Below are 20,290 nucleotides of genomic sequence, written 5' to 3' on the forward strand. Positions count from 1 at the left end.
GTTACTCTCCTTTCAACACTTTTGCGGGTTCGATGCTAACCGCGCGACGGACCGGAACAATCGCCGCCAGAATGGCGACCAGTAAAGATAATGTCAGGGTGATGGGCAGCACTGGCCAGCGTAGCGATATTGCGGCATTGAATACAGTCAGTCCCAGTAGTTGGGCCAACATGTACCCTAAGATCCACCCACAAACCACTGCAGCCAGCGCGATAATGCAGGTTTCAAGGAGAATTTGCCGGACAATATCACCGTTGCTGGCCCCCAACGCTTTTTGCAGCGCAAATTCCCTTGCCCGCTCACCCACAATGGCCATCAACGTGGTATTCACACACAAAGATGACAGCGCAAGGATCACAACCGATACCAGCCCCATTAACCCTTTTATTTTATCCAGTACCTGTCCTTCTGATGCGGAGACTTTCCGTATTGGACGGATCTCCAGATCCGGGTATTGAGCCTGCAATCGGCTGGCATAGTTTTCCACCTGACCGACATCGTTACTGACACTCAGCAGCCCATGGCTGATTTTATCGGGCTGATGCAACCACGCCTGCGCCACTTCAAGACTCACAATTAGCATGTTATCTGTCGCATCACCGGCTTCAACAATGCCTTTTATCTGTAAGTTTTTGCGCTGATTGTGATCCACCAGGATGATGTTATCGCCCGGTTGGACGTTAAGACGCTCAGCCAATTTGATGCCAATCATCGCATTGCGATCGTCAAAGCTGACACCAATCCAATTCCCCTGAACCTGCCAGTACGGCACCAGCTTTTGCAAGGATTCAAACCACACGCCGACAATCACCACCTTCTCCAGCTCGGTACGCGCCATACCGTAAAGCCAAGGACTGGCTCCGTGAACCAGGCCTTGCGGTGCCTGATCTAAAATAGTCTGCAACGCTTGCTGCGGCATGCCGGAGCCATGGCCTGGCCCGATGTAGAAATTTGCGCCAAAGGTCCGCAATTCTTCACTCATTTTGGTATTGATGTCGAACCACACCGCAGATAGCGCGGTCACAATGGTCGCCCCGACCATCAATGCGGCAAATACTACGCTAACTCGCTGAAAACGCAGACGCAGTGCCCGCCATACCAGCAACCAGAGCATCGTACGTTTAGCGGCCATACAGCACCTCCACAGGATACAGGCGGGCAATACGGCGGGCCGGGAACCAGGTGCCAATCAGGGCAATCAGGACCGCAATAACCAATACACATGGCACCACAATCCAGGCAAAATTCAATGGCGCATCAAATAGCATCAGGCCAATCGCTTTCGCCATTCCCCATCCAGCAACACATCCCAATGCCCCTCCGGCCAGTCCACTGGACGCGGCTTCAAGATAGAACAACAGCATGATTTGCCACTGATGCGCGCCAAGCGCCTTCATCAGGCCGATCTCTTTAGCGCGTTCCATAATGGTGCTGGTCATAAGTGACGCAATTCCCATAGCCGAAGCTGCCAGTGCTGCGACGGTCACTACGGCCATCAGCAACTGAATTTTATCGATTACAACCCCCTCAGATGCAGCAACCTGCCACACAGGGCGAACTTCTGCACCGGAAATAGCCTCCTCCAGTTGATGAGCAATGGACGAGACATAGGCAGTGCAGTACCAAAGGTCGTACTCTTCAGCATTCAGTGCATCGAGATTTTCACGCGCCCGACGCGACAATTCATTTTCCGGCACCGTCAGCGCTGAGACACGAATGGCCTGTACTTTGCCGGGTAAATCCAGCAACGTTTGCGCCGTGCTCAACGGCATAACCAGTTGGTTATCCTCGTCCCCGCCGCTGGAGAGAATGCCGCTGACGGCCACATTCAACGTTGTATTGCTGGTACGGATCACCAGTTTATCGCCTGGCTTCCAGCCCGTTTGTCGTGCCAACGCATGCCCTACCAGTGTTTGAGGAGCATCACCAGCAGGCTCTTGCGGCCAGTGGCCTGTCACTTGCCAGAACGGGCTTATCGTTTTTTGCCCCGTCTCAAACCCTTCTTCATCTGGAATATCTACCGGTTGGCTGAAGAAGGTGCCGAGAATACGTACTTCTTTGCCGTTAACGTCGACATCACCGCCAAGCATAGGGGCAAAGCCGACAATGTTGTTGCGCCAGAAGATATCCTTAATGTTGGGGAGTTCCGCTTCATCAAGGAAATCCTGTCCTGATAGTGGATTACTGTTTTCACTGAAAAGTGCAGGAAGCGCCGCCTGTCCGGCAGGTTCAATCAAAATATTGGCACCATAGGACTTCAATTCTCTGGACATTTTATCGCCAATATCAATCGACACCGCCAGCAGGGCGGAGATAAGGCTGGACGCAAGAAAGACGGTCATAATAGCCAGCCCCTTGCGTCGGAGATTACGCCCCCAGGATTGTCGTAACATTCTCCACAGCATTGTTACTCCTCCCTCAATTCAGCAGGGACGAACTGTTCCGGGGTTTTACGGAAGCGATCGTAATTGGCCTCGGACGAGAAAAACCAGGTTTTGCCACCATAGCTGTATTTGTAGTCAGCAGAAGTATTGGTCAATGTGGAACCATCAACCGGGTCGGTCACCTTGATGGTCATGACCGTCGAGAAGTAATTCACGCCAGCAGCCAGCTCTTTACCTGGGATCACCAGCTCTTTCTCATCATTACGCCAGTTTTCAATTGGCACAGGATTGCAACCACCAGGTTTACCAATCGAAGGAATGAAAATGTGTACCCCGCATGCCACGCAGATAACCTGATTACCTTCCATCACGTAACCCTGATCGCCGCACAGTAGACAGGCATCAAAAACTACCCCCAAACGCAACTTGTCGGGATAACGGTTAATCACGAAAAAACGTACCGCTTTACCATCATCAGCCACCCAAACAAAGCGGTGCAGCTTGCCATCACGGAGTCGTTCTATTGGCAGATGAACCATGCCATCACTGGCAAGTTGTACCGGAATGGCTTCTGACAACTGCGGCGGTTGAGAGGCGACTTTTTCCCACCACAGTTGTCCGGCGATCACCACCACCGCACAACCTAGCGTGACCAGCCAAAGACGAAACGCATTTCGACGATGCGCCAGCGCCAGTCGATAAGCAATCGGCTCATCGGCTTTACGCGTCTGGCGGAACGCGCATAACAACGCCGGTACCCAGCACAGTGCCAGAGCAAGTAATAGGGCGGCCCCCAACCAGTTATACATCGCCGCGTTGTTTGTCACTTTGGCCACGAAACTCAATAGCGATTTCGCCAGCGGTAGCACCTGCAGTTTCATTAGCAGTAGCAACAAATTACCGCTTAATGGCAGCCAAATCATGACCATCAGAATCAGCGTCAACGGCCAGTAGAGTCCACGAATACGACGCAACAGCATGGCGCTCAGTACCCCAACCAGGCAGAGGATCGCAAATGCCAATAGCATTGCCGTCAGATTCAACAGCAGATCGGTATTTAGCACATGGGTGCTGGTTAATCCGCCGAGATTGGGATCCAAAGCCCAATGTCGGGCTGCGCCAAACACCAAAATCCCCTGCCACAGGTAGCGAATGCGCTTTGATACCCACCAGAAGCTCAACACAAACAGCAGCGTAATCATCACTTCTGTGCCAACCAGCAACAATTGCACTGGCTGCGAGCCACGGAGGGTAAGTCCCACCAGCACGCCAACGATTAAACCTGTGAGTAAGGTCCAGACGAGTGGGCGCAAAGAAGGGGGATCGATGCGACTCCAGAGAACCCCGGAGAGCAGCGCAATGCAGAAAAAAACCTGTAGCGTCGTGACAAAAAAATAACTCATAACATCGACTCTGTACGGCGGATTGAATGATGTAACTATCCAGGTACATCGATAATTTAGAGCCAGCCCATCAGGGGGATAAGTTCGCGGTCAGTTAAGACATGAGCAGCGCAAAACAAATCGTGGGTACACTTCGTACGTAAGATTGTGAGCACTGCCCGGTCCAAAATGGCAAATCAAGCAGCCTGATGGAAAAGCGCTTAGTTCAGGCCGACGTATTTAAATTCATAACTCACGTCAAATGGTTTCCACCAACGACCAACGCCGGTCTCACTGTCTGTATGACGGTGCATACCTGCTTTTGACGGCGGTTCGATGTGATAGGTCACTTTATAGTTACCCACCCCCATCATTTTGATGTTCGCACCGTAATGAGGGCCATCGCTGGCAACCATCGGCATGAACGTACCTTCTTGTTTTTCACCCGTATCACTGTTAATCAAGGTGTAACTGATAGTCAGATAAGGGATCCACTCGCCTGCGCCAAAACCATTTTTACTGCCTTCCACGGCATGAATATCCGCCTCAAGGTGAATATCGGCTTTTGCTGCCGGTAATCCCATGCCACGCGGTTCCATATCGATTGGCTGCAGGTAAACAGCGGCCAGTTCCATCTCATTCATGGTGACAGGCTCACCTGCCGGATACTCCTTAAAGGCAAACGCTGCCGGAGCAGTGAAAATACCGGCCATCACTGCACTGGCAATCAGGGTTTTCTTCATGGTCATCAGACATATCCTCTCGTCTCAAATAACAGCTATAGATTAGTTTTTATCGTTTCCCCAGGAACAGTGCTTTTCCTCCGCATCACCCACAGCGCCGCCAGCGCCGCAAGTAGCAATATGGCCTGCGGTAATAACGTTTCCACGTAGGGATAAATTCCCAACCAACTGATTTCGGGGAAGCCGTTAATCAACGTTGGCTGGAACAGCTTACCTTCCACCAGTTCCAGAACCCCTTTGCCCGCAAATACAAAGGCCATCAGGTACATAAAACTGCCGGTAAACATAAAGAACGGCTTCAAAGGCAGGCGTACAACCGAGTAGCGCATAATGAGCCAGGCGACCAGCAGAACAACACAGCCGATAACAAAACCTGCCGCAATCGCCATATGCCCAGAAATATCATTCGCATCCCCGATCAGGGCGTAGTAAAACAGCACGGTCTCCGCCCCTTCGCGGTAAACCGCCAGGAAACTGGTAAGCCACAGTCCAACCAGTGAACCACGGGAAAGTGAGTGGGACAGTTTCCCTTCCAGCCATGCTTTCCAGTGGCGAGCCTCGACTTTAGACAGTAACCAGTAGCTCATGAAGAACAGCATGACGACGGCAATCAGCATCGTTACGCCTTCCAGCAGTTCTCGGCTGGCGCCGGAATTCGTGAACAGGAGTTGGAATATCACAGCGGTAATGACGCTGGCGAATAATGCAACAATCACCGACTGGCGAATTAACGGAAGCTTATCCTGGTGATTGTTTTTCACCATATAAGCCACGATGGCCGCCACAATAAGCAGGGCCTCCAGTCCTTCGCGGACAATGATCATCAGGCTGTAGAGCAGCAGGCTCCACTGGGTTTCTACTCCTTCTCCCAACATCACCACCGCTTTTTGTAAATCCTGCTCCAGTGCGCTGGCTTCGGCGTTGAGTCTTTCCACTGGCTGACCCGCTTTCATCAGACTAACCAGACGCGTGAAGTAAGCCTCCAGCGAGGTTTTAAACGCCGAATCGCGAGAACCGATTTTGTTTTCCATACCGCTAGCTTCAAAGCGGTCAAAATAACTGTCTTGCACATCCAGAATGGCATTCTTCGCATCGCCCTCCTGGTAACGGGCAATCGCTTTCTGAATACTTTGATGGATACCCAACGAGACGGCAGCCCAGTCTGCGCGGGCTATATCATCCTGTGTCGTGGGCGTATTCCCCGTATTTTGCACCGCCGTGACCTGCTGTTCGTCACGGGTAGTAGGCAAACCAGGCAGAAGATCCTCAATATCCTGTAACAACGTAGTGACCTGATAAGAGACATCATTAAGGCGATCTGGCTCTGCGGTGAGCGCAATCAACGCAGAAAATTGCTGGTTAATCGCAGCAGCGTCTTTTGCCGATCGATTCTGTCTGACCGACATTTCCATCTCTGAGTTTTTAAAACCCTGATAGTGCGCTTGTTGAACGTTTTGGCTGGCTACGCTTAAATTCCCGGCCTGATAGTTATTTACTGCCTGGGCCAACAAATCGTCGATAACACGAAAACTCTCTTGCCAGTGTACGGCGATATCTGTCCTGGAAAACGCATTGTGCTGCTCTTCGGCAACCAGGCGATGTCCGCCATCTAACACAGGTTCAACTTCGCGCAGCGAGGCTTTGAGCCAGTCGATTTTAGACTGCACGTCAGAGAGCGATTTTTTTGCGCCAATCATGCGACGGATCTCACCAAAAGCGCTTTCCATCTCATAACTTTTGCTGGCGGAAATGTTGATTCGAATAGGACCTTCAAGGTTTTCAAATACCTCAAAGTAGGCCATTTGCACCGTTCGCCGCGCTTCATCAGTTTGTTGCTGAGAGTAAAGTTCTGCTGTTTTATCAAGACGTTGCTCAATATCCTCAATGAATGGAGCATAGTTTGTTGCGGCCCATACATGAAGGCTTACAAGCAAGCTACACAAAGTGGTCAGCAGGAAAACACAGAACTTACGCACGGTACGCATCCCGTAAAATACAAATGATAATTATTATCATTATCGATTTTAGCTTGCGTTGTACATGACCTGGATCATAAAAATGTCAACGGGTAACAAGTTATGTAAATTTATCTCATGAAAATGTGATGAATACGAAACTGAGACATTTGGGATTGATTAGTGATGCCGTCAATACAGGAGAATTTATCGGTGATATGGAATAGAGTTGCCCCATACTCACTGACGCAAATGAGGCCAACAGTGAGTATGAAGATAAACGTTATTTAAGACAAAAGTGATCAGGGAACTATTATATCAGGACCACGAGTAATCCGTTGCAAAAAACGGCCGTAACCCTGTTCGCCTGTCCAGTAGTTGATGCTTCTCTCAACCCCATTCGATGTCAGGGTCGCGCCAGAAATACCATCCACTGTATATTCATCGATATTCTCTGGTTTCTCCTGAGTTATTCTTAGCGCTGGCATCCAGTTATTATCAACCACTTTTTTACCCGGCCATTGCTTGCGCCAACTTTCATCTTCCACTCTGGCTCCCAAAAAAGGAGTTTCCCGCTGCTGATAGTAATACAGGCTTTTAACCGTACGTCCGTCTGGGTCAAGAGCCAGAAAGGCATACATCATTGACTTCGCACCCCCACCGAAAACAGGGAGTATAATTTGTTGAATTTTATTACTTTTATCTTTTACAAGATATACATCTGCAATAGTACAGCGCTGATGGATCTTCGCGGGATCATGTTCCGGAGCGAGTTTTTTACATCCCTGCGTCTGGACGTCATCAGCTACCCATTCACCGGAATCCAGATTAACCTTACGCGCTAAAATATAACGTTGATACAAATTTTTAATTGTTTTTTTATCGTGCTCATCTGATTTCAACAGGCCTGAAGCATGCAGAATGGCGGCATATTTCTCTTCACTGGTAGGTTCAGTGAGTTCCCCCTGATACATCATAAACCAGACAATAGCAGCAATAAAAATAAGGATACAAAAAAACATCATTGATATAACAATAACTTTACCCTTGCGCATTATTCTATAATCCCTGCGAGAAATAAGATATTTAAAACATCATCAGATATGCCATTATCCTTGTGAATTTGCAACTACAGAAAAAAATCAAAAATATATAACTATTAGTGTGTAGCTTTAGGATCAAATATCAGAACAACATGTTTTTCTTACCTTTTTATCGTAAAAAAATGCCGGGTTCCCCCGGCACAAATATCAGAATATTTTCGCCCACCACAGCCGAAGTTTCATGCCCCAGTAGCTGGTCCAGCCGCTGGTGGTTGATACCACCCGACCTTCTGACATCACCACCAACGTGGGCGTGACGCTAATCGCCCAACTGCGGGAAATAGCCCCGTTCGCATCATTGATGACCGGAAATTCCACGCCTTTACGCAACAGCCAGCGAGATACCTCAGCTTCATTTCCGGAGCGTAACGCAATGGTCATCACATTTTCCCCTTCCGAGCGCAGCCTGGCGACTTCCGGCGTTGTGAAGCGGCATACGCCGCACCAGCTCGCCCAGAAATAAAGCAACACTGGCTCGTCTTTGCTGAGCGCCGCCAGCGTGACGGTTTCACCATCCAGCGTTTGTAAAGGCGTGCTGTCAAAAGAGGCAGGGAGCTGCGGCGCGCGCCAGGCATCCATCAGCAGCATCGCCCCCGCCAACAGTGCCAATAAGATCAGCCCTTCGCGCAACCAGCGGCGCAGTTTACTGAGCATTGGCCGCCGCCAGTTTTTCTTTTACCACTTCCTCAAGGGTTTCCCACGGCACCGCACCGGGAATAAGTTCATCACCAATGATCGTTGCGGGGGTTCCCTGTACACCCACCAGTCGCGCCAGTTGCAGGTTAGTGCTCAGCGTTTCAGCACTTTGGGCGTCCAGCGTCACCGGACTGGCCCCCGCTTTTTCCTGCGCCTGTTTGATACTGACATCGGTATGGTAGCCCTTCTTCTGCATCAGTTTTTCATGTAGCGCCAGAAACTGCTGCGGATGCTGATGCCATGTCGTCAGCACGGTCCGCGCCGCCAGTTCCGAGCTTTCACCTTTAAACGGCAACGGTTTGATCACTACCGCCACGTCAGGATATTTCTGCACAATTTTTTCCAGCATTGGATCCAACTGCTTGCAGTATGGGCAGTTGTAATCGGTGAAGTTTATCAGGGTCAGTTTTGCCTGCTTTGCGCCAATCCGCGGGCTGTTGGGATCGTTAAACAGGGCTTCCTGAATTAATGCTTCAATTTGCTTTTCCTGTTCCGGGGTAAACGGTGCAGGCTCTTTCGCGATACTGACGGCAGAAAACAGGGTTAACAGCAGAACAATCATCATCTTCATGGGGTAACTCCTTTGGCATCGTTCAACGTTTGCAGTACCGCATCGCGGGTTAACAACGTGGGTAACACCTGGCCTTCCGGCAGACCGGGGCCATAAATTTGGTTATACGGCACAGCAACCTGGCCGCGTTTTTTTAGAAATTCGGTAATGGCTTCAGAAGGGAGTGTCCAGTCGCCGCGCAGCGCCACCACATCCGGCTGTTGCAATGCGGCCTGTACGTCATCTTTATGCAAGACGTTGAACTTGTTTACCTTACAGGTGATGCACCAGTCTGCTGTGACGTCAATGAACACGCGCTTATGTTGCGCCAGCGCATCCTCAATAGCTTGCTCGCTTAGCGGTTGCCAGTTCACGCTCTCTTTGCCGGTGCTTTGCCCTACGAACCCGAAATGCGGGAGCAGCAACGTCGCAAGCCAGATAGCGGAACCCAGCATCATCACGCCGAGCAGACGCCGCAAAATATTCATCCAGCGTCCTGGCCGCGGCAAACGCAGCGCCAGACCGGGACGCAGAGCCACCAGCAGCCACGGTAAGCTCATTCCCAGCCCAAGTGCGATAAACAATCCCCACAATGTCGGCAGCGAAGCGGTCAATGCCACCGCCACCGCCGTTCCAAGGAACGGGGCACTGCACGGCGTAGCAAGCAGCGTCGCAAATGCACCTTGCCAGAAATGTCCCGACAGACCGTTGCCGCCGTGAGTCGCCAGCGTGGTAGTCATCGCAGAAGGGAGTCGGAATTCAATCCACCCGAACAGGCTGGCGCTGAACGTCAGCATCACCAATACCATCACGCCAATGAACCATGGATTCTGAAACTGGATCCCCCAGCCAAGCGCCTGATTGGTTAAACGCAGCACCGTCATCAATAGAGCCAGAGCCATAAATGAGACAAGTATTCCGGCTACCGATGCGAGGAACTGACGACGGACCTGGCGACGACTTTTTTCCTCGACCAGCAAAATCGAGCCCAGCTTCATGCCCAGAACCGGTAACACACAGGGCATCAGATTGAGGATCAAACCGCCCAGCAGCGCCATTAGCACCACTTGCCACAGTGGGAGTGAGGCGTTCTCAACAACCGGGGCTTCGCCAATCGCAAGACGACTTTCCTGGGCAACACCGTTATCTGCCAGCACCAGGGTGACTGACTTACCACGCAGATCCGGCGCGCCTTCTCCCCAACCGTCATGTACAGGTACCGTGGCGCGTAATGTCTCCCCCTCAACATGGATTTGCGGCATGCCAAAATCCGCATCATCAACAGCATCCAGATACAGCCCTGGTGCAGTCCAGCCTCCCGCACGGTGAGCCTCGACGACTAACTCTCCCGCCCGTGCGCCGGCGCTCAGAGCATCGGTCAGGGCGCTGGCAAGTGGGATCTGTCCCATCGCCTGAGCATAGTCATGTGCAAAAGTCGGGTCCTGGGCTGTGGGCGTTACGGAAAAAGCAAAATCCGTCAACAGGCAAACGTTGCTACAGGTGGATAGCGTCAAAACGCCGCTGAGCGTGGCGGGCGCTCTACCTCGCACCACCATCGGGAACGTCACCTTATCGTGATACCCCTGGGTAGTGATATTGGCGACCTCAAAACGAGCTGGGGTTGGCCAGAACCAGTCGACCGCAGGCATTTCCTCTTTCCAGGCGATAGCAGGCGCAACGCCCCCCTCGCCCGGAGAACGCCAGTAGGTTTTCCAGCCGTCCTCCAGTTTGACATCCAACAACAGACGGGTTTCACCGCCAGCGGACGTATCAGCGCGTAACCGCACGCTGGCGTGATCGTTATCGGGTGAACGCAGCCAGCCGGGTTCAGCCGCCCAGGATACGGGCAGCCATAGCAATAACAGACAGAGCAGTGTCTGCCTGAAAACAGTCATCATAGTTTTTCTCCGTGAATAATTATCTAACAGTCAGCAACGGCTGTTCTGTCATTCACGGAAGACGCAAAATCGGAGATGCACCCGGAGAGTGGGCGGCGAGATGGCTCGCGGTGGGAAAAAAGGTAGACGAAACGCCCGCACTGGCGCCAGCAACGACAGCAGCAGGCACAGCACCAGAATAGCACCTTCAAACAGTACGGGTGGCGCAGCCAGTAATGACTTCGCGCTCAGTTCACAAGGGGTAACGGGTGAGGCCTCATCGGCCTGCACTTGTGCGCTGGCGACAACGCTTGTAACAGCGGTATCCATCTGCAACGCGTGCAGACCCGCCATGCGTTGTGCGGTGCAAACCATCACCACAACACATGCCAGACAGAGGAACCACCATCCCATCCGTTGACGTTTCGCCATTATACCCTCACTCATTGATGCGAGTTATCTTAACCACTCGCCGGTTTTTGGCAACCTTTGCGCTGTAAAGTTATGTCCTGGCATCTGCTGGATATACCGCGATTTCAATCAGATTGAGATCGGGATCCCTGACATAAACCGAGCGAATCGGTCCTGTCGCACCGGTTCGTGCAACGGGCCCTTCAATAATCTCGACTCCATGGGTTTGAAACGTCTCTGTCACCTCTTCCAGTGTACGCGTGGTGATAAAACACAAATCCAGCGCCCCCGGCGTTGGCGCGTAGGCTTTAGGTTCAAACTCTTTTCCCCGAATATGGAGATTGATTTTCTGATTGCCAAAGACGAAGGCTTTCCGACCTTGTGCGAAAGTTTCCAACCTCATGCCTAAAAGCTCGACATAAAAACGAACGCAAGCCTCTTCATGATTGGTGGTTAGTACCAGGTGATCCAGGTGGTCGATCATAGTGATATCCATTTGGGTTGCTCATCTCTGACACTTACCCTATTCATTCACGCGCGACAAGAAAAAGACAATCTACAGGGGTATTTGCAGAACTTAGCGAAATACCATGCCATTCACGCTTTAAAGTCGAAATGATAATTAATCATATTTTCGTTTTTGTTTATTACACTATAACATTGCTAAAAACACCCCTGGAAATATCACGGAAGTTATCATTCACTATTTACGAAGAATGCCAGAGAATATTTCAATGTCAGCACACAAATAATGCCCGCTACGTACTGATGCGTAAATGAAAGTAAGGGTCAGCGCATTTTCAGGGGATTTCCTTATTATATCCAGACGCAATGAATAACGTATTCATTAGCAGATAATTTGTTTATCAAATGTTATTTAGAGTATATGAAAATGAAAAAATATTTATTACCCCTGATTGGGTTACTTTTTACAGTTAGCGCTCAGGCAGCATCATTTACCGACGGTAAAGAGTATATCACCCTGGAAAAACCCGTCGCTTCCGCCCCAGCTGCGCTGAAGTTTTTCTCATTTTACTGTCCTTCCTGTTATCAGTACGATGAAGTTTTTGAAATCACGGATAACGTGAAAAAAGTACTGCCTGCTGATGTCAAACTCACCGAATACCACGTCGACTTTTTAGGTCCGCTGGGGCAAGACATGACGCACGCCTGGTCCGTCGCCATGCTGTTAAACGTACAAGATAAAGTTAAACCGTTGCTTTTTGATGCCGTTCAGAAAAAACAAACCGTTAAAACAGCGGATGATATTCGTAACGTATTTATCAGCGCGGGCGTCAGCGCCAGTGATTATGATGCCGCCTGGAACAGTTTTGCCGTGAAATCCCTGACCGCGAAACAACAAGAAATGGCTAAAGCGGTAGATTTAACCGGTGTGCCCGCCATTTTTATCAACGGTAAATATATGATCAATCCAAAAGGACTGAAATCTGACGACCTAAACTCTTTTGTGAAGAGCTACGCGGATACGGTTCGCTATCTGATCACCAAATCCTGACGTTTCTCTAATCTCACTTTTCGCACCACACAACAGTCAAAAGCGCTGTTGGTGGTGCGCAATCACATCATTTAGACCAATATCCTTTCTTCCCGGTTGGCATTCGCCGTTATCAGGATTACCCTAAACTTAGCGGTGTTACCTGTTGTCGGGGTACACCTTCTTCAAGTGTTGATTTACACGAGAGAACGCTATGGAATTAAAGGATTATTACGCCATTATGGGCGTGAAACCGACAGACGATCTCAAGACAATCAAGACCGCCTATCGTCGACTCGCCCGTAAATACCATCCTGATGTCAGCAAAGAGACTGACGCTGAGGCCCGGTTTAAAGAGGTTGCTGAAGCCTGGGAAGTCCTGAGTGATGAACAGCGACGAGCCGAGTACGACCAACTGTGGCAGCATCGCAACGACCCTCAGTTCAGCCGTCAATTCCAGCAAGGAGAGGGGCAAAGCTACAGCGCCGAAGATTTCGACGATATATTCTCCTCCATTTTTGGTCAGCGTGCGCACCAGTCGCGCCAGCGCCCTGCCAGCCGCGGGCACGACATCGAAATAGAAGTTGCCGTCTTCCTCGAAGAAACGCTTACTGAGCATAGCCGCACTATCAGTTACAACCTGCCAGTCTACAATGCGTTTGGCATGGTAGAACGAGAAATTCCTAAAACACTGAACGTGAAAATTCCGGCTGGCGTCGGTAACGGTCAGCGTATCCGTCTGAAAGGTCAGGGTACGCCCGGCGAAAACGGTGGGCCGAACGGTGATTTGTGGCTGGTGATTCATATTGCGCCGCATCCGCTGTTCGATATCGTTAATCAGGATCTGGAAGTTGTCGTTCCTCTGGCGCCGTGGGAAGCTGCGCTGGGTGCGAAAGTAACCGTTCCGACGCTGAAAGAGAGCATCCTGCTGACCATTCCTGCAGGCAGCCAGGCCGGTCAGCGGCTACGCATTAAAGGCAAGGGTCTGGTAAGTAAAAAACATACAGGCGATTTGTATGCGGTGATCAAGATCGTCATGCCACCGAAACCTGACGACACCAGTGCCGCCCTGTGGCAACAACTGGCAGATGCACAAAAGACCTTTGATCCGCGCAAAGAGTGGGGGAAAGCATAATGGCTAACGTTACCGTCACTTTTACCATTACCGAATTTTGTCTGTACACTGGTGTGTCAGAAGAAGAACTGCATGAGGTTGTCGGCTTAGGGGTGATAGAACCCTACGAAGACGAGACGTTTGACGATCATGCGCTGACCGTAATGCGTCGCGCGGTGCGCCTGCGTCAGGAGCTGGAACTTGACTGGCCAGGGATTGCCGTTGCATTGACGTTGCTGGAAGAGAACGCGCAGCTGCGTCAGGAAAACCGCCTGCTGCGCCAGCGGCTGTCCCGTTTTATCAGCCATCCTTAGTGCGTCAGGGCCAGCATGGTGCTGGCCCTTTTATTGTCCCGAAACCTGCTCTTAATGACATTAAGCAGTAGATGGCATACAGTCAGCGATAAGAATTATCTCAAACAATAAGACGTTGAGCCATGCAGCTTAAGCCCCTCACAAAAGGTCGTTTTAACAATATCTGGCAGCAAGATGATGCCTTAATTGAGAAGATATTCCAGGAACTGCTCTCTGAAACGCAGATGATCCACGAAGATGAGTATCTCTATCGCCAGGGACAGGTAGTCGATCGACTTATCATGGTGCAATCAGGCAGAATTTCCCTGCGTTACAGCGCGGAAAATGGTCGCCGTTTTCAGTTGGGCGCAATGGAATGTGATGAGCAACTATTTGGTGAAATGGAGTTTTTTACCGGGTATCGCTGCCAGCTTGATATCGTGGCCGAAGAGCCGTTGACCGTGGCGGTGTGCAGCTGTGAGCGTCTGGAAGAAGCGCTAAACCAGCACCCGAGACTGGCGATATTTTTTGCCAGTGCGATGGCGATTGATTATCAGGATATGCTGGAAATCTTCCTGCACCGGATGCTCTACCCTATCGTTCATAACGTGGCGTATGATCTGTATCGCCAGCATCAGAACAAACAGCCGATGGATGGTTTCCATAAAAAATACCAGGAAGCAGAACGGTTCGGCACCACCGATCGGGTCTATCGGCGGGCGGTTAAAGCCCTGACGGATGCCGGACTGGTAACGCGCACGAAGCAAGGACTGGAAATTAAGGATCTGGATGGGCTGCGTAAATTCCTCGGCAATGACATCATTGACTGACACACCATCCCCGTAGAGAAGGTTGGTGTGTCAGTTCAGCGCAATCAGAATTTATAGGTAAGGTTGAAGTAGTGACCGAGTCCGGTGGTGCGCCCTGCTCCGCCGTGATTTTCCATCAATGCCATATTGCGGAAATACTTCAGGCCATAACCCACCGCATAATGCTCTGAATGCCAGTAGATACCGTTATACCATTCAATCGCGTTATTGCTGTATAACGGTTGATTAGCAATCTTGTTAGCGGCGAACTGATAGTCAAAGTAACCCTGATAGTTCAGGTAGCTGCCGTTGGCAAAGGTATAGAACGGCGTCGACCAGTTAGTCGAGAACATGTAGCCATCCCACTTGCCTTCGTTATCCGCACCGTAGTTTTCACGCACATAATGCGCATAGATGTTCATTCCCACCAGACCAAACCACGGAACCTTAACATCTGTGCCCAGACCGACATAATGTTCAAATAATTCCCGGTCGCCAATGTTATTTACCGTTGCGATATAGAATTCGTTAAATGGCCCAACGGATAAATCTTTATTAAAAATAGCATCCAGGGAAAACCGTGGGGATATCTTGGCGAAAAAGTTATCGCCACCATGGCGGTCATCCTGCTTGCGGTCAAAAATATCAAAGAAATCGACATAACCATACAGATCGATAATTCCGGAACGCGCCCCAAACTCCAGTTCCAGATAAGTGTCATTACGAATACCATAAGGCACTTTCGCATCCACACTTTGCATTAAGTTCATCTGCATCCAGTTAAAATCATTTTTACGGACGTTGCCATCGGTATAATCAGCAGCAAGCGCTTGCGTACAGCTCATTGCAACGATTGCGCCCAGAACTGTTTTTTTAATCATTGATTTATTCTTCATCATTTTCAATTCCTTTGAGCAAGGTTGAGTGTCGCCCCACCAAATAAATGGTGTGGCGACTGACTATCTAATTAGAGAGGTAAGTGTTATTACTGTGCTTTGTTACGTTTAAGTTTTAATGTACCCATCAACATGATAAAGATTATTAAATATAATACTGGTATTGCGTACATAATTTTCTGCAAGCCCATTGTTTTTTCCATTAGCGCACTGATCGCTGGACTAAACATAGCCCCGGCGCTACCGCTAATTAAAATATATGAAACATTCTGACTACTTGCGCGCTTCACAAATGAAACTCCGTAGGCAATAAAGGAGTTATACAGCGCCGCACAGACGAATCCGTAACTATAAGCCAGATAATCAAGCCCCGAGATGTTGTCTTTCGTTACAATAATGGTCGTAATAACGCAAGCGAGCAAAATAATACTCAACAGGAAATAATGTATCCTCACTCGAGAAACAATGACAGTTGATACTAGCGCCCCAACCAACGCCGCTCCCCAGTATTGCGTAATAATATTACCGGCTTCTTCAAATGGAATGCCAAATTTATTCTTCACAAATAATGGTGCCCAGGTCAGGAAGGTATACAGCGCCAGCATACCTAAGAACAGACCAATACCTCCGCTAATAATCCCTGGGTTCCACTCAGACTTCACCGCGTCTGTCCGATCTTCCACAGACGCGGTTTCACAGGCAGTAAAACGAGTGAGCGCCACCACACCTAACGTAAGTAAGGCTACCATGCCAACACTTAGATAGCTGTAACTCCATGACATATTGTGCGTCAGGGCGTAGGTGGTGATCAGCGGAAAAACCACGCCTGCGACGTTAAAGGTGGCGTCTTGTACCACCAACATTGTACTTTGAATGCGATCCTGCCATACCGAAACAACAATCGTTCCTGCCACACACAGGCCAATCCCACCGCAAAAGCCCACCAAAGTCATGGCAACCATCACCGGCCATAAGTCGGGGCTTAAGTGCATTGCCAGCGAACAAAGGAACACTATCGAATAGATAATAAACGTCATTCGCTTGACGCCAATTTTTTCTATCAGGAAAAAGGCGGCGATGGTCCCGGCTAATGCCCCACCGTTAAGCAGCGAAAATATCGAGGCAACGGTATTCACATCAGCACTGTAACGTACCGCAATCGGTTCAATCAGCATTCCAAACTGACTGGCAAACCCCGCCATAATAAAATTTGCCAGAAAACTAATCAGTGTAAGTGCTATTTTATTCTTCATATAATGACATCCCTGATTGGTTCAATTAAAAGCCAATGCTAAGCCGTAACGGCTGTATTTAGCGCCAGCTCAATCATATTTTTAAAAGTTAATTGTCGTTCCTCTGCCGTGGTTTCTTCGCCTGTCAGGCAATGATCGGACACCGTTAAAATAGCCAGTGCTTCAATATTAAATTGGTGTGCTAAGGCGTATAAGCCGGCCACCTCCATATCCACACCCAGTACACCAAACTTTTCCAGTGCAGGAATGAGGTTTTCGTCAGGATCGTAATAAAGATCGCCACTGAAAACATTACCGACCTTAATGTCGATTCCGGCCTTCTGCGCCAGCATCCACGCCTGTTGTAGTAATGGGAAGTGAGCGGATGTCGCCATCGTGTAGCCCGCGCTACGTTTTAAATTTGTGACAGAGTCCGTTCCGGCAGCGAGAGCCAGAATAATGTCGCGCATTTTGACATGCGGTTGTGTTGCCCCCAGGCTACCGACGCGAATAATTCTTTTCACATTAAAATCATGTACCAGCTCATGGGCGTATAGCGTCATAGACGGAATACCCATACCGTGTCCCATCACCGAAACAGGTTGACCAAAATAAAGACCGGTATAGCCCAGCATATTACGCACGTTGGTAACTTCGCGGTAATCCATAAGATAATTTTCGGCAATAAATTTTGCGCGCAGCGGATCGCCCGGCATAATCACAGTTGGCGCAAAATCACCCGCTTTAGCATTAATATGTGCAGTCATAACAATTCCTGAATTATGGGTATTGGAGATATGCAGGGATTGTAACCAGACGTTTGCAGAGGATTGAGGACAAAAGTCCTGCTCAAAGGATCGGCCTCTCATTTCTGAGAGTTAGAGTTGCAGGCTTAGGATGCAGAGGAAAACTATGCCCCGGCAACAGTTAGGAAAAGCAAGACCCAGAACAATAAAAGAACAGATTAGCCCCCAAATCGCTGGTGACTACCGCGTTGGCGCGAGTAGCCATAGCAGCGTCAATATTGTTTTGAAAGTGGTCTTATTGTTATTATCGTATTCCACTCTAAGCTTGGATGCCTGCCATGACCCGATTAAGGTTTAGTGAGATGACTCACGCCGATATACCTGCTGTTCAGTCGTTCCTTATTAAGCATCTTAATTTGTTCTTCAATGCCGGGAGAGTCATGCCTGCTGCCGAGGAAGATATCTTCGATCTCAAGCAGCAGTATATTTTGCAAGAAAGAAATCTATTACTTTGCGCATGGAGTGAAAAACAAGAGCTCATCGCTACACTTGCGGTATGTCAATATGATGATCGTATCACTGAGCTACGTGGGCACTATAATTTGCCTGAAACGGCAGAAATTTGTCGTTGCTACGTGGATGCGCGCTACCGCAGACAGGGAATCGGAAGCCGGTTGTTTGCTTTAGCTCAAATGTTCTGCCAGCAGCAAAAATATAAAACCTTATATCTTCATACTCATCATTTCTTGCCTGGAGGGTATCATTTTTGGTTGCGTAAAGATTTTAGCGTCGTTATGGATATGCAGGATGAATGGCAATTGGTACATATGCAGAGATCACATTATTAAATTAACCCAACGCTAATTAACTGCGTTATTGATAACGATCAATATGATTAAATTGAAAAAATAAAACCGCGTTTATAGCTTGATCAATATCAATCAATTCTCATTTAGATTTTTATTGTTATTTTCATGTATACATCCGAGATAAAGGATTTAAGCATAACCAACTGTAAAACATAACAATTTTACCAGAGGTGTGAGGTTTTCCCTGTTTATTCATACGGTTGACCTCGTTAACAATTGCCGTTAGAGTCGCTTTTGACAGCATTTCATTACATTTTTGTATATGAATAGGAATATGGTGAGAATTATTCAATTCCATAACTGCCCCCGCAACTGTAGGCGGATGCAGAATATCCTTGTGTGGTTAATAAGCCACAGGTCACTGTAAAGCTCGTCTTTATGGGAAGGCCGATATTCTGATTACCGTGAGTCAGGAGACCTGCTGTCAACGATGTATACCATTAAGTGGACGGGATGGTCCATGGGATGAATTATTTGACGCAAGCAGTAGTGTATTTATGAATAAGATTTTGGCTAAGTAAGGCTTATTTGCATTTGTTGCATATCTTCATTCTTAAAATTCACGATTCAATGTCATCTATCTTCATGTCTCCTCCCGATATATGGAATGAAATGAGCCATGACCAGACTTTAAGATTCTGGCATCAACGGGACGATGATAATGCACGCTAATTCTACATTTTTCTCTTCTAAAAAAACGCTTCTGGCTATTGTTGGAACCACTGTACTGTTGACTTCCGGTTTTTCTAACGCGGCAAAAACCGAATATCCTCTGACGATTAAAAACTGTGGCCGCGATATTACCTTTAATCAGGCACCAACGCGTGTGGCAACGGTGGGTCAGAACAGTACCGAGATTCTCTATTCATTGGGACTGGCCGATCGTGTCGTGGGTACTTCGTTGTGGTTTGGCCCAGTACTGGATGCTTACAAAGCAGCAAATGAAAAAGTTGCCGTTATTGCGCAAAATATTCCCAGCTTTGAAGGAATTGTGGCTAAAAAACCAGATCTGGTTGCCAGCCAATTTGAGTGGCAAATCGGCCCTGCTGGCACAGTTGCCTCATACGAACAGTTTAGTGAACTGAAGGTGCCCGTTTACACTGCACCAGCTGACTGTGCTAAGGATAACGAAGATGGGGGTGATGGTGTTCGTAAGGGCATGTTTGATATTGCCATGGTGTATCAGGAAGTCGCCGATCTGGCAAAAATTTTTGATGTTCAGGATAAAGGCGAAGCGCTGATTGCCAGCCTTAAAGCACGTGAATCAGCAGCAAAAAATAAAATTACCGGCATGGATAAGAATGTTTCCGCCGTGTTCTGGTTCTCAAGCGCCGATTTACAGCTCGATCCTTACGTTGCCGGGAAGTTTGGCCCAGCAGCATGGATAGCCCAAACGTTGGGTGTGAAAAATGTCATTGATTCTGCTGAAGAGTGGCCAACGGTGGGCTGGGAAACCATCGCTAAAGCTAACCCTTCTGTCATTGTGCTCGGTGAGATGAGCCGCCGACGCTTCCCGGCAGATGACTGGAAGATCAAGATGGAATACCTCCAGTCCGATCCTGTCACCAAACTGATTCCTGCCGTCAAAGAAAACCATCTGCCGGCCATTGACGTACAGACAATGAATGCCGGGATCAGAACTATTGATGGAGTGGAAAAACTGGCTGACGCTCTGGTTGAATATGGCTTAGCGCATCCGCAGGCTGCTCATTAATCTACATTTTGCGCTATATCA

20 protein-coding genes and 1 riboswitch are annotated in these 20,290 nt (G+C 49.0%); of the genes, 6 read left to right on the top strand and 14 right to left on the bottom strand.

The features are described 5' to 3' along the window. Position 1: 1 nt before the first annotated feature. The 11 genes from SK33_RS14905 to SK33_RS14955 all read right to left on the bottom strand — a co-directional run bounded on the left by SK33_RS14905 (position 2) and on the right by SK33_RS14955 (position 11,597). Positions 2-1,132, bottom strand: a complete 1,131-nt coding sequence (locus SK33_RS14905) for an ABC transporter permease (protein WP_003836818.1) — start codon at positions 1,130-1,132, stop codon at positions 2-4. Continuing rightward, positions 1,122-2,405 carry an ABC transporter permease gene (locus SK33_RS14910; RefSeq protein ID WP_048219144.1) on the bottom strand — a complete coding sequence of 428 codons (1,284 nt, stop codon included), beginning with the start codon at positions 2,403-2,405 and terminating at the stop codon, positions 1,122-1,124. Before SK33_RS14910 ends, SK33_RS14905 begins: the two co-directional genes overlap by 11 nt. 2 nt (positions 2,406-2,407) lie before the next feature. Beyond that, positions 2,408-3,787, bottom strand: a complete 1,380-nt coding sequence (locus tag SK33_RS14915) for a Fe-S-containing protein (RefSeq protein WP_016149897.1) — start codon at positions 3,785-3,787, stop codon at positions 2,408-2,410. Between the two features lie 200 nt (positions 3,788-3,987). Next, complete coding sequence (locus SK33_RS14920; protein ID WP_003035987.1) at positions 3,988-4,515, bottom strand: iron transporter; 528 nt, start codon at positions 4,513-4,515, stop codon at positions 3,988-3,990. A 29-nt stretch (positions 4,516-4,544) separates the two neighbouring features. Then, positions 4,545-6,494, bottom strand: coding sequence for an FTR1 family iron permease (locus tag SK33_RS14925; RefSeq protein WP_048219145.1), 1,950 nt, complete (start codon positions 6,492-6,494; stop codon positions 4,545-4,547). 272 nt (positions 6,495-6,766) lie between these two features. Next, positions 6,767-7,519: an NADH:ubiquinone reductase (Na(+)-transporting) subunit C gene (gene nqrC, locus SK33_RS14930; protein WP_048219146.1), complete on the bottom strand. Its 753-nt coding sequence runs from the start codon at positions 7,517-7,519 to the stop codon at positions 6,767-6,769. Positions 7,520-7,714: 195 nt separating this feature from the next. Continuing rightward, positions 7,715-8,221: a protein disulfide oxidoreductase gene (locus SK33_RS14935; RefSeq protein ID WP_048219147.1), complete on the bottom strand. Its 507-nt coding sequence runs from the start codon at positions 8,219-8,221 to the stop codon at positions 7,715-7,717. Next, positions 8,211-8,834, bottom strand: a complete 624-nt coding sequence (locus SK33_RS14940) for a DsbA family protein (RefSeq protein WP_003035975.1) — start codon at positions 8,832-8,834, stop codon at positions 8,211-8,213. The genes SK33_RS14935 and SK33_RS14940 overlap by 11 nt, the downstream gene beginning before the upstream one ends. Beyond that, positions 8,831-10,711: a protein-disulfide reductase DsbD family protein gene (locus SK33_RS14945; protein ID WP_048219148.1), complete on the bottom strand. Its 1,881-nt coding sequence runs from the start codon at positions 10,709-10,711 to the stop codon at positions 8,831-8,833. Before SK33_RS14945 ends, SK33_RS14940 begins: the two co-directional genes overlap by 4 nt. Before the next feature lie 48 nt (positions 10,712-10,759). Next, complete coding sequence (locus tag SK33_RS14950; RefSeq protein WP_003836824.1) at positions 10,760-11,122, bottom strand: hypothetical protein; 363 nt, start codon at positions 11,120-11,122, stop codon at positions 10,760-10,762. 70 nt (positions 11,123-11,192) lie between these two features. Beyond that, positions 11,193-11,597 (bottom strand): VOC family protein, encoded by a 405-nt coding sequence (locus tag SK33_RS14955; RefSeq protein ID WP_003035964.1) that lies wholly within the window; start codon positions 11,595-11,597, stop codon positions 11,193-11,195. A 396-nt stretch (positions 11,598-11,993) separates the two neighbouring features. Here SK33_RS14955 and dsbA point away from each other — a divergent pair, with 396 nt between their 5' ends. The 4 genes from dsbA to SK33_RS14975 all read left to right on the top strand — a co-directional run bounded on the left by dsbA (position 11,994) and on the right by SK33_RS14975 (position 14,833). Continuing rightward, positions 11,994-12,617, top strand: coding sequence for a thiol:disulfide interchange protein DsbA (gene dsbA, locus SK33_RS14960; protein WP_003035960.1), 624 nt, complete (start codon positions 11,994-11,996; stop codon positions 12,615-12,617). Between the two features lie 193 nt (positions 12,618-12,810). After that, entirely contained in the window at positions 12,811-13,731 is a 921-nt protein-coding gene (gene cbpA, locus SK33_RS14965; protein WP_003035957.1) for a curved DNA-binding protein, read from the top strand. Next, positions 13,731-14,024, top strand: a complete 294-nt coding sequence (gene cbpM, locus SK33_RS14970) for a chaperone modulator CbpM (RefSeq protein WP_003035954.1) — start codon at positions 13,731-13,733, stop codon at positions 14,022-14,024. Before cbpA ends, cbpM begins: the two co-directional genes overlap by 1 nt. Positions 14,025-14,146: 122 nt before the next feature. After that, positions 14,147-14,833: a Crp/Fnr family transcriptional regulator gene (locus SK33_RS14975; protein ID WP_048219149.1), complete on the top strand. Its 687-nt coding sequence runs from the start codon at positions 14,147-14,149 to the stop codon at positions 14,831-14,833. A gap of 44 nt (positions 14,834-14,877) precedes the next feature. Here SK33_RS14975 and SK33_RS14980 read toward each other — a convergent pair whose 3' ends face one another. The 3 genes from SK33_RS14980 to deoD all read right to left on the bottom strand — a co-directional run bounded on the left by SK33_RS14980 (position 14,878) and on the right by deoD (position 17,707). Further along, entirely contained in the window at positions 14,878-15,711 is an 834-nt protein-coding gene (locus SK33_RS14980; RefSeq protein ID WP_003035947.1) for an outer membrane protein OmpK, read from the bottom strand. Positions 15,712-15,797: 86 nt separating this feature from the next. Next, complete coding sequence (gene tsgA / locus SK33_RS14985; RefSeq protein WP_048219150.1) at positions 15,798-16,961, bottom strand: MFS transporter TsgA; 1,164 nt, start codon at positions 16,959-16,961, stop codon at positions 15,798-15,800. Positions 16,962-16,999: 38 nt separating this feature from the next. Beyond that, a complete protein-coding gene (gene deoD / locus SK33_RS14990) occupies positions 17,000-17,707 on the bottom strand; it encodes a purine-nucleoside phosphorylase (RefSeq protein ID WP_003035940.1) in 708 nt (235 codons plus the stop codon). Between the two features lie 317 nt (positions 17,708-18,024). On the opposite strand from deoD, the gene SK33_RS14995 reads away from it, so the two are divergent. Then, positions 18,025-18,534, top strand: coding sequence for a GNAT family N-acetyltransferase (locus SK33_RS14995; RefSeq protein ID WP_016149892.1), 510 nt, complete (start codon positions 18,025-18,027; stop codon positions 18,532-18,534). 242 nt (positions 18,535-18,776) lie between these two features. Continuing rightward, positions 18,777-18,995, top strand: a riboswitch (cobalamin riboswitch). 221 nt (positions 18,996-19,216) lie between these two features. After that, complete coding sequence (locus SK33_RS15000; protein ID WP_003035934.1) at positions 19,217-20,269, top strand: ABC transporter substrate-binding protein; 1,053 nt, start codon at positions 19,217-19,219, stop codon at positions 20,267-20,269. The last annotated feature ends 21 nt before the right edge of the window (positions 20,270-20,290 follow it).

The sequence above is a fragment of the Citrobacter sp. MGH103 genome, from assembly GCF_001034475.2.
Taxonomy (GTDB): Bacteria; Pseudomonadota; Gammaproteobacteria; order Enterobacterales; family Enterobacteriaceae; genus Citrobacter; species Citrobacter freundii.

Bases quoted from the DNA above. Each gene is read 5' to 3' on its own strand.
- tsgA (WP_048219150.1), bottom strand. From the start codon at position 16,961: ATGAAGAATAAAATAGCACTTACACTGATTAGTTTTCTGGCAAATTTT.
- SK33_RS14995 (WP_016149892.1), top strand. From the start codon at position 18,025: ATGACCCGATTAAGGTTTAGTGAGATGACTCACGCCGATATACCTGCT.
- SK33_RS15000 (WP_003035934.1), top strand. From the start codon at position 19,217: ATGCACGCTAATTCTACATTTTTCTCTTCTAAAAAAACGCTTCTGGCT.
- SK33_RS14975 (WP_048219149.1), top strand. From the start codon at position 14,147: ATGCAGCTTAAGCCCCTCACAAAAGGTCGTTTTAACAATATCTGGCAG.
- SK33_RS14980 (WP_003035947.1), bottom strand. From the start codon at position 15,711: ATGATGAAGAATAAATCAATGATTAAAAAAACAGTTCTGGGCGCAATC.
- SK33_RS14905 (WP_003836818.1), bottom strand. From the start codon at position 1,132: ATGGCCGCTAAACGTACGATGCTCTGGTTGCTGGTATGGCGGGCACTG.
- cbpM (WP_003035954.1), top strand. From the start codon at position 13,731: ATGGCTAACGTTACCGTCACTTTTACCATTACCGAATTTTGTCTGTAC.
- deoD (WP_003035940.1), bottom strand. From the start codon at position 17,707: ATGACTGCACATATTAATGCTAAAGCGGGTGATTTTGCGCCAACTGTG.
- SK33_RS14925 (WP_048219145.1), bottom strand. From the start codon at position 6,494: ATGCGTACCGTGCGTAAGTTCTGTGTTTTCCTGCTGACCACTTTGTGT.
- SK33_RS14915 (WP_016149897.1), bottom strand. From the start codon at position 3,787: ATGAGTTATTTTTTTGTCACGACGCTACAGGTTTTTTTCTGCATTGCG.
- SK33_RS14950 (WP_003836824.1), bottom strand. From the start codon at position 11,122: ATGGCGAAACGTCAACGGATGGGATGGTGGTTCCTCTGTCTGGCATGT.
- SK33_RS14955 (WP_003035964.1), bottom strand. From the start codon at position 11,597: ATGGATATCACTATGATCGACCACCTGGATCACCTGGTACTAACCACC.
- cbpA (WP_003035957.1), top strand. From the start codon at position 12,811: ATGGAATTAAAGGATTATTACGCCATTATGGGCGTGAAACCGACAGAC.
- SK33_RS14935 (WP_048219147.1), bottom strand. From the start codon at position 8,221: ATGCTCAGTAAACTGCGCCGCTGGTTGCGCGAAGGGCTGATCTTATTG.
- nqrC (WP_048219146.1), bottom strand. From the start codon at position 7,519: ATGCGCAAGGGTAAAGTTATTGTTATATCAATGATGTTTTTTTGTATC.
- SK33_RS14945 (WP_048219148.1), bottom strand. From the start codon at position 10,711: ATGATGACTGTTTTCAGGCAGACACTGCTCTGTCTGTTATTGCTATGG.
- dsbA (WP_003035960.1), top strand. From the start codon at position 11,994: ATGAAAAAATATTTATTACCCCTGATTGGGTTACTTTTTACAGTTAGC.
- SK33_RS14910 (WP_048219144.1), bottom strand. From the start codon at position 2,405: ATGCTGTGGAGAATGTTACGACAATCCTGGGGGCGTAATCTCCGACGC.
- SK33_RS14940 (WP_003035975.1), bottom strand. From the start codon at position 8,834: ATGAAGATGATGATTGTTCTGCTGTTAACCCTGTTTTCTGCCGTCAGT.
- SK33_RS14920 (WP_003035987.1), bottom strand. From the start codon at position 4,515: ATGACCATGAAGAAAACCCTGATTGCCAGTGCAGTGATGGCCGGTATT.